Origin of the sequence: Streptomyces sp. GMY02 (assembly GCF_019056675.1) — a bacterium.
GTDB lineage: Bacteria > Actinomycetota > Actinomycetes > Streptomycetales > Streptomycetaceae > Streptomyces > Streptomyces odonnellii.
In genome coordinates this window covers 4557043-4573063 of sequence record NZ_CP077658.1, presented here as the reverse complement: position 1 = coordinate 4573063, position 16021 = coordinate 4557043, and the positions used below count along the sequence as shown (strand labels likewise).

At 71.0% G+C, this 16021-nt stretch carries 12 protein-coding genes, 3 tRNA genes and 2 pseudogenes; 4 read left to right on the top strand and 13 right to left on the bottom strand.

Annotated features, from left to right (window positions below):
• Positions 1-252: 252 nt before the first annotated feature.
• From KQY30_RS19230 to KQY30_RS19215, 4 genes and pseudogenes are all read right to left on the bottom strand, one after another.
• Positions 253-1385 (bottom strand): annotated as a pseudogene (locus tag KQY30_RS19230) (PP2C family protein-serine/threonine phosphatase).
• Positions 1386-1676: 291 nt separating this feature from the next.
• The gene (locus KQY30_RS19225; RefSeq protein WP_217307888.1) at positions 1677-2423 is read right to left on the bottom strand and encodes a TipAS antibiotic-recognition domain-containing protein; all 747 of its coding nucleotides are present in this window, start codon (positions 2421-2423) and stop codon (positions 1677-1679) included.
• A gap of 198 nt (positions 2424-2621) precedes the next feature.
• Positions 2622-2695 (bottom strand) — tRNA-Met (locus KQY30_RS19220).
• An 84-nt stretch (positions 2696-2779) separates the two neighbouring features.
• Positions 2780-2929 carry a hypothetical protein gene (locus KQY30_RS19215; protein ID WP_217307887.1) on the bottom strand — a complete coding sequence of 50 codons (150 nt, stop codon included), beginning with the start codon at positions 2927-2929 and terminating at the stop codon, positions 2780-2782.
• A 241-nt stretch (positions 2930-3170) separates the two neighbouring features.
• Here KQY30_RS19215 and KQY30_RS19210 point away from each other — a divergent pair.
• Positions 3171-3820 (top strand): annotated as a pseudogene (locus tag KQY30_RS19210) (HAD family hydrolase).
• Between the two features lie 238 nt (positions 3821-4058).
• On the opposite strand, the gene KQY30_RS19205 reads toward KQY30_RS19210, so the two are convergent.
• The 7 genes from KQY30_RS19205 to KQY30_RS19175 form a co-directional block, all read right to left on the bottom strand.
• On the bottom strand, positions 4059-4271 hold the full coding sequence (locus KQY30_RS19205) for a hypothetical protein (RefSeq protein ID WP_217307886.1): 213 nt from the start codon (positions 4269-4271) through the stop codon (positions 4059-4061).
• A gap of 168 nt (positions 4272-4439) precedes the next feature.
• Positions 4440-5654, bottom strand: a complete 1215-nt coding sequence (locus KQY30_RS19200) for an APC family permease (RefSeq protein ID WP_302185367.1) — start codon at positions 5652-5654, stop codon at positions 4440-4442.
• A 92-nt stretch (positions 5655-5746) separates the two neighbouring features.
• A complete protein-coding gene (locus KQY30_RS19195) occupies positions 5747-6292 on the bottom strand; it encodes a hypothetical protein (protein ID WP_217307884.1) in 546 nt (181 codons plus the stop codon).
• A 1365-nt stretch (positions 6293-7657) separates the two neighbouring features.
• Positions 7658-7730, bottom strand: a tRNA-Lys gene (locus KQY30_RS19190).
• A 214-nt stretch (positions 7731-7944) separates the two neighbouring features.
• Entirely contained in the window at positions 7945-10218 is a 2274-nt protein-coding gene (locus KQY30_RS19185) for a DEAD/DEAH box helicase (protein ID WP_254407626.1), read from the bottom strand.
• Between the two features lie 338 nt (positions 10219-10556).
• Entirely contained in the window at positions 10557-11201 is a 645-nt protein-coding gene (locus KQY30_RS19180) for a hypothetical protein (protein ID WP_217307882.1), read from the bottom strand.
• Positions 11202-11393: 192 nt separating this feature from the next.
• Positions 11394-11735 carry a hypothetical protein gene (locus tag KQY30_RS19175; RefSeq protein WP_217307881.1) on the bottom strand — a complete coding sequence of 114 codons (342 nt, stop codon included), beginning with the start codon at positions 11733-11735 and terminating at the stop codon, positions 11394-11396.
• A 314-nt stretch (positions 11736-12049) separates the two neighbouring features.
• On the opposite strand from KQY30_RS19175, the gene KQY30_RS19170 reads away from it, so the two are divergent.
• From KQY30_RS19170 to KQY30_RS19160, 3 genes are all read left to right on the top strand, one after another.
• Complete coding sequence (locus KQY30_RS19170) at positions 12050-12400, top strand: metallopeptidase family protein (protein ID WP_217311163.1); 351 nt, start codon at positions 12050-12052, stop codon at positions 12398-12400.
• 163 nt (positions 12401-12563) lie between these two features.
• The gene (locus KQY30_RS19165) at positions 12564-14423 is read left to right on the top strand and encodes a metallophosphoesterase (RefSeq protein ID WP_254407216.1); all 1860 of its coding nucleotides are present in this window, start codon (positions 12564-12566) and stop codon (positions 14421-14423) included.
• A gap of 81 nt (positions 14424-14504) precedes the next feature.
• Positions 14505-14577 (top strand) — tRNA-Glu (locus tag KQY30_RS19160).
• Positions 14578-14824: 247 nt separating this feature from the next.
• Here KQY30_RS19160 and KQY30_RS37135 read toward each other — a convergent pair.
• Together KQY30_RS37135 and KQY30_RS19155 are read right to left on the bottom strand one after the other, a co-directional pair.
• Complete coding sequence (locus tag KQY30_RS37135; protein ID WP_302185325.1) at positions 14825-14953, bottom strand: hypothetical protein; 129 nt, start codon at positions 14951-14953, stop codon at positions 14825-14827.
• Positions 14950-15759 carry a hypothetical protein gene (locus KQY30_RS19155; protein ID WP_217307880.1) on the bottom strand — a complete coding sequence of 270 codons (810 nt, stop codon included), beginning with the start codon at positions 15757-15759 and terminating at the stop codon, positions 14950-14952. Before KQY30_RS19155 ends, KQY30_RS37135 begins: the two co-directional genes overlap by 4 nt.
• Positions 15760-16021 lie beyond the last annotated feature (262 nt).

Below are 16021 nucleotides of genomic sequence, written 5' to 3'. Positions count from 1 at the left end.
GGCGAGCTGACTGCCTTTCAGTGCATCTCGCATACCTGACGGTCTGTCAAATGTTATGCGGAGTGGCACGCGCCGATCACATACAGTCGCGACGGCCATCACGGAGCCGACGCGCATCACGGAACGGGCCGACATCACGAAGCCGCCGACTGTCACGGAGCCGGTCCCGGCCGACCGTCGCGGAGCCGGCGGCTGTCACGGAACCGGTCCCGGCCGGCCGTCGCGGGCCCGGTCACGGAACCACGGGCCCGGTCATGGAACCAGCGGTATGGTCCTGCGCCGCTCCGGCTGCCCCTCCGTCGGCCGGCTGACCGCCAGCAGCGCCATGTCGTCCTGGCTCCCGGTGCCGCCCGTGTGCCGCCGTACGTCGTCGATCAGCGCCTGGAGCAGTTCGTCGGGCCCCTGGAAGATCCGCCCGTCGAGCCGCTCGCGCGGCAGGTAGAAGACCCCGTGCGCGTCGCGTGCCTCGGTGAGCCCGTCGGTGTAGAAGAGCAGCGTCGCCCCCATCGGATAGGTGGCCTGCTCCGCCCGGTCCGGCCAGGCACCCAGATCGCTCATCCCGAGCGGCAGCGCCGGGTCCCGTGTCTCCAGCATGCACACGGCTCCGTCCTCGCACATCAGCAGCGGATCGGGGTGGCCCCGGTTGACGAGCCGTACCACTCCCCCGTCGTGCGGGATCTCCGCGATTACGGCCGTGGTGAACCCTTCGAAGGCGTCAAGACCGCCCCGCCGCGACCCGTCGCGTTTGAGAGCGCGCTCCAGTCTCTGCGCGACCCCCTCCAGCGACGGCTCCTGCTCGGCGGCCTCCCGGAACGACCCGATGACCACCGCCACCGCTTCGACCGCCTCAAGCCCCTTCCCCCGTACGTCCCCGACCACCAGACGTACTCCGTACGGCGTGTCCTGTACGGCGAAGAGGTCGCCGCCGATGAACGCGCCCTCCTGCGCCGCCTCGTACCGCGCGGCGATACGGAGCCCCCGATCCGCTCCGCGGGTCTCGGCAGCACCGCCCGCTGGGCGGTCTCGGCGATGATGCGGGCGGAGGCGAGCCGCTGACCGCTGCGGCGCAGCACCCCGCTGATGTACAGCGCGAGGAGCGAGACGACCAGCACGGTCAGCACTTCACTGAGGGACTCCAGCGACATGAGCGAGCTGGCGTAGAGATGCACCGCCACTTCGGCGAGGAGCGAGGCGATGGCGACCAGCAGCGTGCCGATCATCGGGTAGAACGGGGCGGCGACCAGCGGGGCGGCAGCGTAGAGCGGGCCGGCCGTGACCCGTGTCGGGGTCACGAAGTCGAAGACCACGCCGACCACGATCACGAGCACCGGGAGAAAACGGACCAGCCGCCGCCCGGTACGGACCCGGCTGCTGGGAATCGGCATCCCGTCGCCCGACACGGGACCGGCGATGTCGTCGGCGCGCCGGCCCCCGTTGCTCAGCGGCTCCGTGAGCTTCCTCAGCTTCCCCACCAGTGGTCACCTGCCTAGGGCTACGGACGGTACCGCGCCCCACCCAGGCTGTCCGCTGCCACGTCCGGGGGCGACTCGCCGTCGGCCGAGTGGGCTAGGGAGCCGGTCGGACCGGCCCGCCTTCCCAGCAGGTCAGACGGCCAGTCGGGGATCCGGCCGGTCGTTCGTTCGGCCGGCCGGTCCGTGAATCGGCCGGTCGTTCAGTCAGTCGGTCAGGTGGCGCTCGGCGTACACCTTCATGGCGTCTCGTACGAGCACTGCTGTCCCTTTACGGTACTTGTCATATGCGGCTGTGAAACGTTCGTCATCCACATACATGGACGAGACGCCGATGACATACGACTTGGTGGCCTCGACCGTCACCGAGAGCCATGCGCAGTGACGCCGGGCGATGTCCTGCGCCTCGTCGCTGTCGGGGGCGAGTCCCGCCTCCTTGGCCCGTCCCCAGTCGCGGGCGATGGTCTCGTGCCGGTCCTGGAACTCCTTCTGCTCCTGTTCGCTCAGCGAGCGCCACCAGCGGTCACCCTTCTCGTACGCCTCCCGGCCCCATCGCTCGGTGACCTCCTGCTCGTACCGGGTGTGATCGAAGCCGTCGAGCACTTCCTCGGCCATGAGTTCCTCTCCTGTCACGGTCTTGTGGAGAGTGGTCCGCACCGAGCCGATCAGCCGCTCGATGCGCTCGCGCTCCCGCTCCAGCAGCCCGAGGTGGGCGCGCAGGGCGGCGGCGGTGTCCTGCTGGCCGTCGAGGACACGGGCGATCGCGGGCAGACCGAGGCCCAGCTCCCGGAGGAGCAGAATCCGCTGAAGACTGACCAGGGCGTCCTGGTCGTAGTAGCGGTAGCCGTTGCTGCCGGTCCGGCTGGGCGTCAGCAGCCCCAGGTCGCCGTAGTGCCTGAGGGTGCGGCTGGTGGTCCCGGCCATTTTCGCGATCTCCTGGATCGACCACTCCATGACATCGACGGTAGAAGTTGACGCAACGTAAAGGTCAAGCCTTGTGGGGAGCGGCCCCTGTGAGGAGTGGCACAGGGCGGCCGTCGGGCAGCGCATGGCCGCCGGGCAGCACCCGGCCGTGGAGCAGCACATGCCCGCCGGGCAGCACACGGCGAAGGCCCGGATCCACTTGGAATCCGGGCCTTCAGCTCTCTTCAGTAGCGGGGACAGGATTTGAACCTGCGACCTCTGGGTTATGAGCCCAGCGAGCTACCGAGCTGCTCCACCCCGCGTCGGTAAACACAATCTTACGCCATCCGGATCAAGATCATCACCATTACCTGTCCGGGGACGGCCGGCCGGCCTCCGTGGAGGGGTTAGGCCGCCTCGACCACATCGGCCCGTACCGCCGCGGCCCACTCCACCAGAAGCCGCTGGTAGCGCTCCTGCTCCGCGGGCGACAGCGCGCCGCCGGCCCGGCCCCACAGGGCGCGGATCTCCGTATTCACAACGGCGGCGGAGCGCACCGAACCCTCCGCGGGCGCCGAGGCGGGCGCGGCATCCGCCGAAGCGCCGGCCGAGGCATCAACCGGAACATCGATCGAAGCGGACGCCTCGGCCGAGGAGGACGAAGAAGGAGCTGAAGGAGACGAAGGAGCCAAAGGGGCGGTACTCGAAGGCGAACCGGACGAGGAAGCGAACATAGGAGACAGGCTACGGCCAGCCACTGACAATCGGCAGAGCGTGTCCCTTTAGCGTGGACCGGTGATCGAAACCATCGTGTTCGACGTCGGCGAGACCCTCGTACGCGACGACCGCTACTGGGCCTCGTGGGCCGACTGGCTGGGTGTCCCCCGGCACACCGTCTCCGCGCTCGTCGGCGCCGCGACCGTACAGAACAAGGGCGACGCCGACGCCCTCCGCCTCATCAAGCCCGGTATGGACATCGGCGCCGCCAACCGTGCCAGAGAGGCCGCCGGCCGCGGCGAGCATCTCGACGAGTCCGATCTCTACCCGGATGTACGGCCCGCGCTGGCCGGTCTCCAGGCGCTCGGCATCCGGGTGGTCCTCGCGGGCAACCAGACCGTCAAGTCCGGCGATCTGCTGCGCCGCCTCGATCTCCCGGTCGATCTCGTGGCCACCTCCGCCGAGTGGGGGTCGCCAAGCCCGATCCGGAGTTCTTCGAGCATGTGATCGAGGTGGGGCGGGCGGAGGCCGGCAGAACGGTGTACGTGGGCGACCACCCGGCGTACGACGTGTTCCCCGCCCGGCGCGCGGGCCTGCGCACCGCGCATCTGCGGCGGGGGCCCTGGGGCTATCTGTGGGCGGACGACCCGGAGGTGGTGGAGGCGGCGGACTGGCGCATCGACAGCCTGACGCAGCTCACGTCGATCGCGGCGACGATCGCGCCGGACTGAGGACGATCGCTCCGGACCGGGCGAGGGTTCGCCGGATCCCGGCTGTGTCCCCGGTCATGCCCCCGGCTGTGTCCCCGGCCTTGTCTCCGGCTGTGTCCCCGGCCGGGCTGTCCGTGCGCGTGGACGCGCGGCCCGTCGTACGTGTCACGGCGTGCGTCCGCCCTGCGTGTCACGCCGTACGTCTGCCCCACGCTTCACGCCGTACGTCCGCCGTATGTTTCAAGCCGCGTCGTACGCTTCACGCCGCGTCGTACTCGTGCGCCGGACCACCCTGCCACTCCACCCAGGACGGGTCGTCGAGCAGTTCCCAGGCGTCGGGCAGACCGGCCAGGCGCAGGAATTCGATGAGGTGGTCGTCGGAGTGGGCGAGTCCCATGATCCGCCCGCGGACCGTGACCCGCCGCCCGCCTGTCCCCGACGCCCGGTGGACGACGATCGGTGCATCACTCATAGGGCCAAGAGTGCGACCTTCGCGCCCGCTCCGCAGCCCCTGGGGATCTCCTTTCGCGTCACATCGCACTCCGGGTCCGGAGTCCGGGTCCGGAGCGGACCCGGGGCGGTGGTCCCGGGGCGGTCCGGGGCGGGCCTGCCGCGCCGGGGCCCGCCCGGCGCGCGGCGCTCAAGCCGCCTTCCCGGCCCGTCTCCGTACCCCGTACACCGCCGCGCCGACCGCCAGCACCGCCGCCCCCGACACGACCGAGGACACGGGCAGCGCGAACGCGAGCAGCAGACAGCCGGCCAGCCCCAGTACGGGGACGGCGCGTGGCGGGCGGCGCTCCGCGGCGGTGAGGGTGAGGGCGGCGGCGTTCGCGACGGCGTAGTAGACCAGGACGCCGAACGAGGAGAAGCCGATCGCGCCCCGTACATCCACGGTCGCGGCGGCCACCGCGACGACCGCGCCGACGGCGATCTCGGCCCGGTGCGGCACCTTGAAGCGCGGGTGTACGGCGGCCAGGGCATGGGGCAGGTGCCGGTCGCGGGCCATCGCCAGGGTCGTACGGGACACCCCGAGGATGAGCGCGAGCAGCGAGCCGACGGCGGCGACCGCCGCGCCCGCTCGTACCACCGGCACAAGACCGGGCACCCCGGCCGCGCGTACCGCCTCGGCGAGCGGCGCCGCGGCACCGGCCAGCCGCCCGGTGTCCAGTACGGACAGCACGGCGAACGCGACGGCGGCATAGACGATCAGGGTGACGCCGAGGGCGAGGGGAATCGCGCGGGGGATCGTACGGGCGGGGTCGCGGACCTCCTCGCCGAGCGTGGCGATCCGCGCGTACCCGGCGAAGGCGAAGAACAGCAGCCCGGCCGCCTGGAGCACACCGCCCGCGCCCACCCCCGTACCGAAGGCGGGGCCCGCGCCCCCGGAGGTGTCACCGGTCAGACAGGCGACGACCACCGCGGCGAGCACGGCCAGTACGACGGCGACGATCACCCGGGTGAGCCAGGCGGACTTCTGTACGCCGACGCAGTTCACCGCGGTCAGCGCCACCACGGCGGCGACCGCGACGGCGTGCGCCTGCCCGGGCCAGGCGTACGCGCCGACGGTCAGCGCCATCGCGGCACAGGAGGCGGTCTTGCCGATCACGAAGGCCCATCCGGCCAGATAGCCCCAGAAGTCGCCGAGCCGCTCGCGCCCGTAGACATACGTTCCACCGGAGGCGGGATAGCGGGCGGCCAGCCGCGCGGAGGAGGTGGCGTTGCAGTAGGCGACGACGGCGGCGATGGCCAGACCGGCGGTCAGCCAGGAGCCGGCCGCCGCGGCGGCGGGGGCGAGGGCGGCGAAGATCCCGGCGCCGATCATCGCGCCGAGCCCGATGGTCACGGCGTCGAACAGCCCGAGGCGACGGACGAGTTGCGCGGTACCGGACGCGGGCGGGGTTGCGGGGCCGGAGGCGCTTGAGGAGCCGGACGGGCTTGAGGAGCCGTTCACGACGGGCGGGGGGTGGCGGCGTAGATGTACGGAGCGCACACCCCGGCACTGTGATGATCGGCGGCGGCCAGCGCGGCGGCGAGCCGGGCGCGCGGCTTCATGGACAGGTCGGCGGTGGCGTGCAGCGCGCCGAGGGCGAACTCGTCACCGCCGCCGACCGCGGCGTATCCGTCGGCCGACTCGGCGACCTGATAGTCGCTGTCTATCGCGAAGAGCCGTCCCCGTACCCCCACCAGAAACGTCCCCGCCTGCTCCTGCTCGGACTCCTTGCGCGCCCAGCCGCCGTCCTTGAGGCAGGTCCGCAGCGCGTTGACGAACGTAGTGACCATGAACCGTTCCAGATCCCCCTTGGGCCGCGGCACCTTGAACGCGTGCCGGAGCAACTGTCCCATCCGGAAACTGGTGGTGAAACCCATGACGTACGGCCCGTTGGTGAACACCTTGGGATCGCGGCGGACGGTGATCTGATATCCGGCGACCCCGGCGGAGTCGCCACCCAGATAGACACGCTTCTTGTGCACCAGTCCGACTATCACCGTCACGTGGGCCTCCGAGATCTCGGCGGATGGGAGGGTGCTGAGCACGCACCACCCGCAGATCGTCCCGCAGCCACCCGGCCCCCGAAAGAACCCCGGACCAGCCACGCGGCCCTGACCAGCCACGCTCCTGACCAGTGACGCGTCCCTCCGCCCGGCCGCGCGCGGGCCGGACGGAGGGACGGCTGCCGCCGCACAGAGGCACGGCTGCTACTGAAGACGGCACTACTGAAGACGGCTGCTACTGAAGCACGTAGGACCCGGCGAACCTTCCGCCCTCACACCTGACGGACCCGATGGGATACACCACCGTCCCTCCGCCACCGGTGCACTGGAAAGCCAGCACGAAGTCCCCGGGCCCCGCAGGAGCGGGGGCTGGGGCGGCCGAGGCATTCCCGGCAACCCCGACCTGTATGAACAGCCCCAGCCCGACCGCGGCCAGGGACGCGAGAGTACGACGCATAAGGAGGCTCCTTGCTCGACGTGTCACGGAGATACCGCGACCACGAAAGGCATGCCACCTTCCCCCATCAATCACCCCAATTAGTACGATTATTACCTCGATCGAGCAGCAGGCGGAGGTACGAGAGGACAGCCCCCGGCCCGTGATCGACCCTCAGTCCGCCCGGTGCAGGGGGAGAGTCCACTGCCTGAAAGCGGGTCCACTGCCCCAAATCCGTGGTACGGAAATGCTCCACCGCGCCGGGCCTTCGCCGTACAGCCAGCCACCTACTCGGGCTCGGACCGACGACGCTCCCTCACCCATGCCCACGCGTCACGGCACAGGTAGCCCACGAAGATCAATACCATCGCCACAACACATTCCAGGACCGAAAAAGGCCAGGTGCTCCTGTCCCCAGAAAAGCTGAGCAAGTAGAACAGCCAGCTCCAGAGGTACCCCACCAGGCCGTATCCCACGGCCCAGAAAGCGTGTCGCTTCCAATCCGGCCGGAACGCCGCCATCTCCCCCACCCCCCGCGGCAGCCATACCCAGAACCGCCGCAGACGACCCGCGCGCGTCATCGACAGCGTCGGGGGTCGACCGCATCGAGACCAGGCTCCGCAGCCCCGAACGCAATCGGTGGCCATGGCACACCGTCGGCATCCTCACCGGCGCGGCCAGCGCGGCGACGGCGCACTCGCCCTCCCCCGCTGACCTGTACGTACAGGCGCCCGCTCTCTCCGGGAGGCGGGGCGCCTCCGTACGTCCTGAACCCGCAAGTTCGCGCGCACACCTGGCGAAGCGTCGGCCCTTCCTGGCACCCGACGACGAGGAAGTGCGTATGAGCATCGATGGGGCAGACACCCGAAATGAACTCGAACAAGAGTCGGCCCCAGATCGAGGAACGCCTCTGACCTGGGGCTGCGGGGTAGGCCGTGTGGGACTCGAACCCACAACCAACGGATTAAAAGTCCGCTGCTCTGCCAATTGAGCTAACGGCCCTCGGTGCGACACCCACGAGCATAGCCCGCCGGGGGGCGTGCGCCGATCGGGTATCGGGGTGGGGGGTGTCGGGGGGTGGGGAAGGGGACGGGGAGTGGGGGATGCCGGAGGGCCCGTGGTTCACCTTGGGGGTGGGCCACGGGCCCTGGTGGGGCATCAGATCGGGTGACGCCGTCGGCCAGCCGATGCGCTTCCAGCGCGGTGACGCCGACGGTCAGCCGTTGCGCTTCCAGCGCGGCTTGTCGTCGCGGCGGCCGAAGGAGCCGGTGCCGGTGCCGGTGGAGCCGCCACGGTGGTCGTCGCGGCGGGTGGACGGGCGGTCGTGGGCGCTGGGGCCGCTGGAGCGGAAGCCACCGCCGGCCGGGCGGTCGTCGCGGCGGTCACGGTTGAACGGGCGGTCGCTGGGCGCCCGGTGGTCGCGGCGCTCGATCGGACGGCCACCACGGTCGTCGCGCTCGAAGGAACGCCCGCCCCGGTCGTCACGGCGCTCGCCGCCACGGTCGTCACGGCGGTCGTTACGGTCGCGGCTGAAGCCGCCCCGCTCGGCGCCCCGGTCGTCCCGGCGCTGGAAGCCACCGCGGTCGGAACCGCGGTCGTCCCTGCGCTGGAACCCGCCCCGGTCGCCACGGTCGCCCCGGTCGTCCCGGCGGTCGTCACGGCGCTGGAAACCACCACGGTCACCACCGCGCTCCTCACGCCGCTGGAAGCCACCGCGGTCGCCGCCCCGGTCACCACCGCGGTCGTCCCTGCGCTGGAAGCCGCCCCGCTCGCCGCTCCCGCCGTCACGCGGCGTGTACCCCCGCGCCCCGCCCCGGCCGCTGCGCTCGCCCCGGTCGTCGCGGCGGCCGAAGTTGCCGCGCTCGTCCCGGCCGTCCCTGCGCTCCTCGCGCTGTGCCGGTACGGCGGCGGCAGCCGCGGCAGCCGCCGCTTCCTCCAGCGCGCGTTCGGCCTCGGCGGCCACCTCGGCCACCGCCGCCTCCGGGTCCTCGCCCCGCTCACGCGCCGCACGGGCGACCAGCCGGTCGGCCTCCTCGCGGAGTTCGACGGCCCGGCGCTGTACGCGCTCAAGCTGCTTGGTCAGTTCGGAGACCTCGCGCTCGGCCTGCTTCGCCGCGTTGTTCGCGGAGTCGGCCTGGACCTCCGTGAGCGACCGCGCCCCGGTGATCTCGGCGACCTCCGGGTCGAACGCGCCCGCTCCCCCGACCATGTGGCGCGACGCGTCCACGCCCGCGTCCTCCATCAGCCGGAAGATCTGCCGCCGCTGGTGCGGCAGCGCCAGCGAGACGACGACTCCGGACTTGCCGGCCCGCGCCGTACGCCCCGAGCGGTGCAGATAGTCCTTGTGGTCGCCGGCCGGGTCCACGTTCAGTACGAGATCGATGCCGTCCACATGGATACCGCGGGCGGCGACATCGGTGGCGACCAGCGCGTTGACGTAGCCGTCCTTGAAGTCCGCCAGCGTCCGGGTCCGCGCGCCCTGCGTCATACCGCCGTGCAGCGCGTCGGCCTTCACGCCCGACTCCCGCAACTGCTCCGCGATCCGGTCCGCGCCGAGCTGTGTCCGTACGAAGATGATCGTGCGGCCCTTGCGCGCCGCGATCGCCGCCGTCACCGGGGCCTTGTCCTTCGGCTTCACCACGAGGACGTGGTGCGTCATGGTCGTGACATTGCCCTGGGCGCTGTCGACCTCATGGCTGACCGGGTTGGTCAGATAGCGCTTGACCAGCGTGCTGATCTCGTTCTCCATGGTGGCGGAGAAGAGCATCCGCTGACCGCCCACGGGCACCAGGTCGAGCAGTTCCGTGACCTCGGGCAGGAAGCCCAGGTCGGACATCTGGTCGGCCTCGTCGAGGATCGCGATCTGCACCTTGTCCAGGGAGCAGGCGCCGCGGTTGATGATGTCGCGCAGCCGCCCGGGGGTGGCGACGAGGATGTCGACGCCGCGCTCCAGGGCGTAGATCTGGTTGCCCATCGACGTACCGCCGCAGACGACCTTCATCTTCAGGCCGAGCACATCGCCGTACGGCTGGAGCGCGTCCGCGACCTGCATGGCCAGCTCACGGGTCGGGGTGAGGATGATGCCGCGCGGCTTCTTCTTCTCGGTGTGGCCGCCGGCCAGCGTGGCGAGCAGCGGCAGCCCGAAGGAGAGGGTCTTGCCGGAACCGGTACGGCCACGGCCCAGGATGTCCTTGCCGGCCAGCGCGTCCGGGATGGTCGCGGCCTGGATCGGGAAGGGTGCTGTGACACCGTTCTGCGTGAGCTTGCGGACGATGCCCTCGGGCAGGCCCAGGTCGCCGAAGGTCAGCCCCGGTGTGACGGAGGTCTCGGAGTCGTCGGAGGCCCCAGGTGTGTCCTCGTTCACAGGAGCCGCAGGAGCCGCAGCAGCCGCAGGCGCCACGGAAGCCGCGGGCGCAACGGGGGTCACAGGAGCCTCAGGAGCTTCTGATACGTCGTCAGCCCCGGCAGCCTCATCGGCCCCGGCCGGCATGGACGGCGCCGTCTCAGCGGCCACAGCCTCAGCGGCCGCAGCGGCCTCCAGGCCCTCGACGGTCTCCACCGGCCCGGTGGAATCGGTGGACTCGTTCTCGGGCATGACGGCGTGGTCAGTACTGGAAATGGACATGCGAAATGCGAAACCTTCCGGAGTCTCGGCACGCGCCCAAACCCCGTGATTCGCAAATCGACCGCCTCGATGCGGTCAGCCACGGCAAGGGAGAGTACGCGCCACATGGCGCTCTTCTGTGTCGGCGCCAGGCAATGATCAAACGATCTACTACCATACGCACCCTCCCCCTCCAAGGCAAACCGCTTCCACCGCGGGTCCGGTCACACCGGCCCCATCTGCGGTGATGCCGCCGACTCCTTCCGCATACCGTTCCCGTCCCCGGGTCCGGATCCGGAGCCCGGCCCGGGCCCCTCTCCCTCCCCCGCCATCTCCCGCGCGGACATCAGGCTCGTACGCATGTCCCCCACCGGCGATCCGGTCGGCGACTCCGGCGGCTTCGACGGCTCCGGTTCGGGCTCCGGGACCGGGTCCGGGCTCTGGGGCACCGGCGGCGTGGGGGACGGCACCGGGCGGGTGGGTTCCTTGGACGGTACGGGCTCGTGCCCGGGCGGCGGGGTCGGCTCCCCGGGCCGGGGCCGCGCCCCCTTCGACGGCTCGGGCGAGGGCTTCGTCGCGGAACTGGCGCTCGGCGACGCGCCCGGACCCGTACCCTTCTCGCCCCCGGCGGCGCCCCCCGCGCCGCCCTCGCTCGTACGCCCCTGCCAGGCGCGGGGCGCGCCGGGGCCCGCGCCCGTACCCCCGTCGGGCTCGGCGGCGGAACCCCGGCGGTCCGCGGAGCGCGACGGCGCCGGCTTTCCCTCGTCGTCACCCACGCTCATGCAGCCCGCGGACGCCGCGACCGCCAGTGAGGTGACGATCCAGACGGCGAAACGGCCTGGGGCGGACAAGGCGGACAACTGGCGCACGGGCGGCACCTCCGGGGCAGGGGAGCGGGCTCCCCACCGAGGGCGAGGAGGGTTTCACTGCCCAACTCCCTTTGCCCCGCCGGGGACACGCCAGCGGCACATTCACGCCCGGCCAGTGGCCCATTCATGCCGTATCCGCCCCACAGCCCCGGAGCCCGCTGAACCGGGGCGCCCGCAGAACCGGGCGCACGCTCAGGAGAACACCACCGACCGCAGCTTGAGGCGGCTGCTCGCCGACCCGCCCGGCCGCAGCGTGTAGTAATCCCCCTCGCAGTCGGCGTCCTTGAAGACCGTGGCCCAGGACGACGTGCCGTTACGGGGCGAGTGCGCCGGCGGTACGTACTCCCCGGCCGCCTCCGGCAGCGTGACGCACTGCCCGCTCGGCGGGTCCACCAGCATCCCCTTCGTGGGCCGCCCGTCCATCCCCGTGAAGAGATAGCCGAACTCGCCCTCGGCGGCCGATGCGGAACCGGGCACGGAGACGAGCAGCGCGAGAGCGCCCGCGGCGGCGGCCAGGGTGTGACGAAGACGCATGGAATGGAACCCCTCTTTGTTCTGACGCACGGATCGTTCAGATGCACGGATCGGTACGACGTATGGATCGGTCCGGCGCACGGATTGTTCTGACGTACGGCCCTACGGGCGTTTCGCCCTCCCGCACGCTGCCCAACCCGCCCCGGCCATAGGCGCCGTATCCGCCGTATCACCCGAAAGGGGAAAGAAGCGCTCAGTCCCCGGAGCCCCCCGGCCCACCTCGGCACCCCCCGGACACCCCCGCCGCCCGTCCCGTCTGTGCGGTCCTTGTGAGCGACCTCACCGGAACGGGCGTCATCACGGAGAATGGCCATGTGCTGGAGATGACACGCGAGATGTTCGAAGAACTGGTCGGCCAGGCCCTCGACCAGATCCCCCCGGAGCTGACCCGGGTCATGGACAACGTGGCCGTCTTCGTCGAGGACGAGCCCGACCCGTCCGACCCCGAACTCCTGGGCCTGTACGAGGGAACGCCGCTCACCGACCGGGGCGAGTGGTACGCGGGAGTCCTGCCCGACCGCATCTCGATCTACATGGGCCCGACCCTGCGCTACTGCGAGAGCCCGGAGGACGTGGTCCACGAAGTCTCCGTGACCGTCGTCCATGAGATCGCCCATCACTTCGGCATCGGCGACGAGCGCCTGCACGAACTGGGCTGGGGCTGACCCCGCACCCCGCACCTCAACCCCGCAACTCAACCCCGCACCTCACACCCCGCACCTCACGCCCCACACCTCACCCGCGAAACAGTCCCCCGGAGGGCCACGCCACTACGCGTGATGGCGTAGCCAAGGCATGGCCGCCCGCCCCTCCGGGCATACGGACCCAATGGCCCGTGATGTACCGCGTATCCCGTTCCGTGCCACACGCACCCGTATTCTGGGCCATCTCCATTCCCGCCGAGAGGGCCCGACCAGCGCGCTGGTCCACTCCCCGCACCCGTACTCCCGGGCCCTCGGCCTGATCGCCGTCGTCATGCTCGGCGCCTGGCTCGGTCTGCTGGTCGTCGGGAGCGTACGGACGCCCGTCGGCCCCATGGACACCCGGATGACCCTCCGGCCGTCCCTGACCGGCGGGACCAAGATCAACGTCTCGCCGCTGGGCGCGCTGGAGCTGAAGACACACACCGCGCCCATCCGTCTCGATGTGGACGTTGACCAGCTCGACCCCGTACGCTCCACCGCCCTCGTCGAGCACCCGGAACGCCTCTCGGGGCTCCAGGCCGAGGTCACCCACGATGTCGCCGACGGCACCTCCGAACTGGCCGTACGGTCCTGTGTCGCCGTCGTCTCCGGCGCGACCGCCCTCGGCCTCGCCGTCTACCGCCGCCCCCGCCGCGCCCTCGCCGCCGGCGGGCTCGCGCTCGCGCTGCTGGCCGCCTCGGGCGTCGGCGCGTACGCCACCTGGAACCCCAAGTCGGTGCTGGAGCCCAAATTCTCCGGACTGCTCTCCTCCGCGCCCCAGGTCGTCGGCAACGCCCGCTCGATCGTGACCGATTTCGACGTGTACCAGAAGGAGCTGGCGCGGCTGGTCACCAATGTGACCAAGCTGTACGACGCGACCTCGACCCTGCCCACGTACCAGCCCGACCCGGCGACCCTGCGCGTCCTGCATGTCTCCGACATCCATCTGAACCCGGCGTCCTGGCACATCATCGGCTCGCTCGTGGAGCAGTACGGAATCGACGTGATCATCGACTCGGGCGACACCATGGATCACGGCGCCTCCGCCGAGAACACCTTCCTCGACCCGATCAGCGACCTCGGCGCCCCCTATGTCTGGGTGCGCGGCAATCACGATTCGGACGTCACTCAGGATTACCTCCGGCGCATGAAGAACGTACGGGTCCTGGACAAGGGGCGGGCCGTGACCGTCGCCGGGCTGCGGGTGGCGGGGATGGGCGATCCCCAGTTCACGCCCGACCGTTCGACGGAGGCGGGCGGTGATCCGGCGGAGCGGATGGCGGGCATCCAGTTCGCCTCGGCCCTGCGCGACCAGCAGGCGGCCGGCACCCCCGTACATATCGCGGTCGCGCACAATCCGGTGGCGGCCCGGGAGACCGACGGCCTGGTGCCGCTCGCCCTGTCCGGTCATGTCCACCACCGCGAAACCGAGGTGATGGCGCACGGTACGCGGCTGAAGGTCGAGGGCTCGACGGGCGGCGGCGGGCTGCGGGCCGTACAGAACGAGGAGCCCGAGAAGGTACGCGCGTCCGTCCTCTATCTGGACCGGACGACCAAGCGGCTCCAGGCGTGGGACGAGATCACGCTGGGCGGTCTGGGGCTGACGACGGCCGAGGTCAGCCGCCATCTGCCGCAGGAGGCGGGCACCCCGGGGGCGAGCCCGTCACCGAACCCGTCGCTGACACCGGGCGAGGTCGCGGGCGCGCCGGACTCCTCGGACGACTCGGGCTTGTCGGGTCCTTCGGGCTCGTCGCATGGCCCGCGCCCGTCGGAGAGCCACATGGGCGGCGGTACGGGTACGTCCGGAAGCCGGCCCGACGGTACGGGTACGGGTACGGGTACGAGTACGGGCATGGGTACGAGTACGAGCAGAGGTACGGGCACCAGTACGGGTTCCCCGGGCGGCCCGGGATTCGCCGCGCGACCGGGGCCCGGCGCCTCGCCCGCCGCCGTCTCGCCCGTCCCCTCCCCGACCCCGAGGAGCCTCCCCGTACCGGCCAGGTAAACCCGTTTTGGCGATCGCTCCGCCATCCCATATGCTGCTGACGCGTCCCCGACGCGCTGGAAAGCGCCAGGCGAGCCCTTAGCCCTCATCGTCTAGTGGCCCAGGACGCCGCCCTTTCAAGGCGGTAGCACGGGTTCGAATCCCGTTGGGGGCACGTACGAACACCGCACGTTATGGGTACGCATACTTTTCCGGCCCCTGCTGAGATCAGCGGGGGCCGGAGGCGTTTCAGTGGGCGCCGGTCAGTAGGCCTCGAGTCGGTAGGCGGCGGGTCGGTGGGCCGGGCGCCGGTCGCCGACACGGGCCTCCGCGGTGACCTTGTCCGGCGGACAGGGCCTGGCAGGCACAGCCCCGCCCGGGGCGGGCGGCCCTCGAAAAGGCCGTCCGCCCCGGGATCCGGGTCAGTTGGAGCAGCGGATGGACTTCACCGCGGGGAAGCCGATGGCTGCCAGGTCGGGGAAGCCGCCCTCAACCGTCATCGACTTGCCGGTGCGGCCCGGGCCGTCCCAGATCCCGGCGGAGCCGGTCATCCGGAGAAATCCGGAGATTCGGCCATTCCGGTGGCCCGGTCCTCCTCGCCGTCAGCGGGCCCGCCGGTGGCCGGACGCCCGAAGAAGACAACAGGGCTCGCGTCCCGGCTGCTCGTACCGCCGTACACGCCCGCGCCGCTGTACGTACCCGATTCGCTCCCGTCCGTACCGCCACCGTTCCGGCCCGCCTTCTGGCCGTCCGGTGTGACGCCGAACCACGTGCCGCCCACGCCCTGGCCGTTGGTGTCCCCGGGATTGGTGTCCTTGCTGAAGAGGTAGACCGGCCAGCCGCCGATCGTCACCTGGAACGCGCCGTCGCGCTTGATGAAGCCGATCGCCGACTTGTCCACCCCGTCGATGAAGACCCGGCCGCCCGGGGCGACGAGGTACGGCGGCCAGGTCGTGGCGCACTCACCGGAGCAGTTGGACACCGAGGGGTCCGCGGTGTCCTTGTCGAACCGGTAGAGGGTGAAGCCCGCACCGTTGATCACCACGGGGTCCAGTTCCCCGGCCTTGCCCGCGGACAACTGCACCCACTTGCGGACCACCGGCTTCCTCTCGGCGGCCGCCTTCGCGGGCGCGGCGTCGGCGGCCAGGTCGCCCGCGTTCAGGTCCGCGTTGTTCTGCTGCGCGGTACCGGACTTGAAGGCCGGGCCGTTCGCGTCGGCGGGCGCCGCGGATCCGCCGGCGGGCGCAGCCGAACCGGCCGCGGTGTCATCCCCGTTGCAGGCGGAGAGCAGCAGGACTCCCGCGACCGCGAGCGAGGCGACCGCGGTGGCGCGTGTACGGAACCGTGTACGGAACATGGAGTAACCCCCGAAGGTGATGGTGCTGCCGCTCCGGCGACTCCGGAGCGTTCTCATCAGGAGCTACGGACCTGGTCCGGGCCCTGTTCGACCCGTACTGTTCCGAGACGCCACCGTGACAATGTTCCTGGCGCTGTCACCGGACTCCCGAGCGAATTCCGCGGAATTCCCGAGGGGACGTTACAGAGCCGGCCGGAAGTACGAGGCCGGTGCGCGAGCCTCACCTCAGCGCGAAGCCTCAACACGAAGCCGTCACCACGAA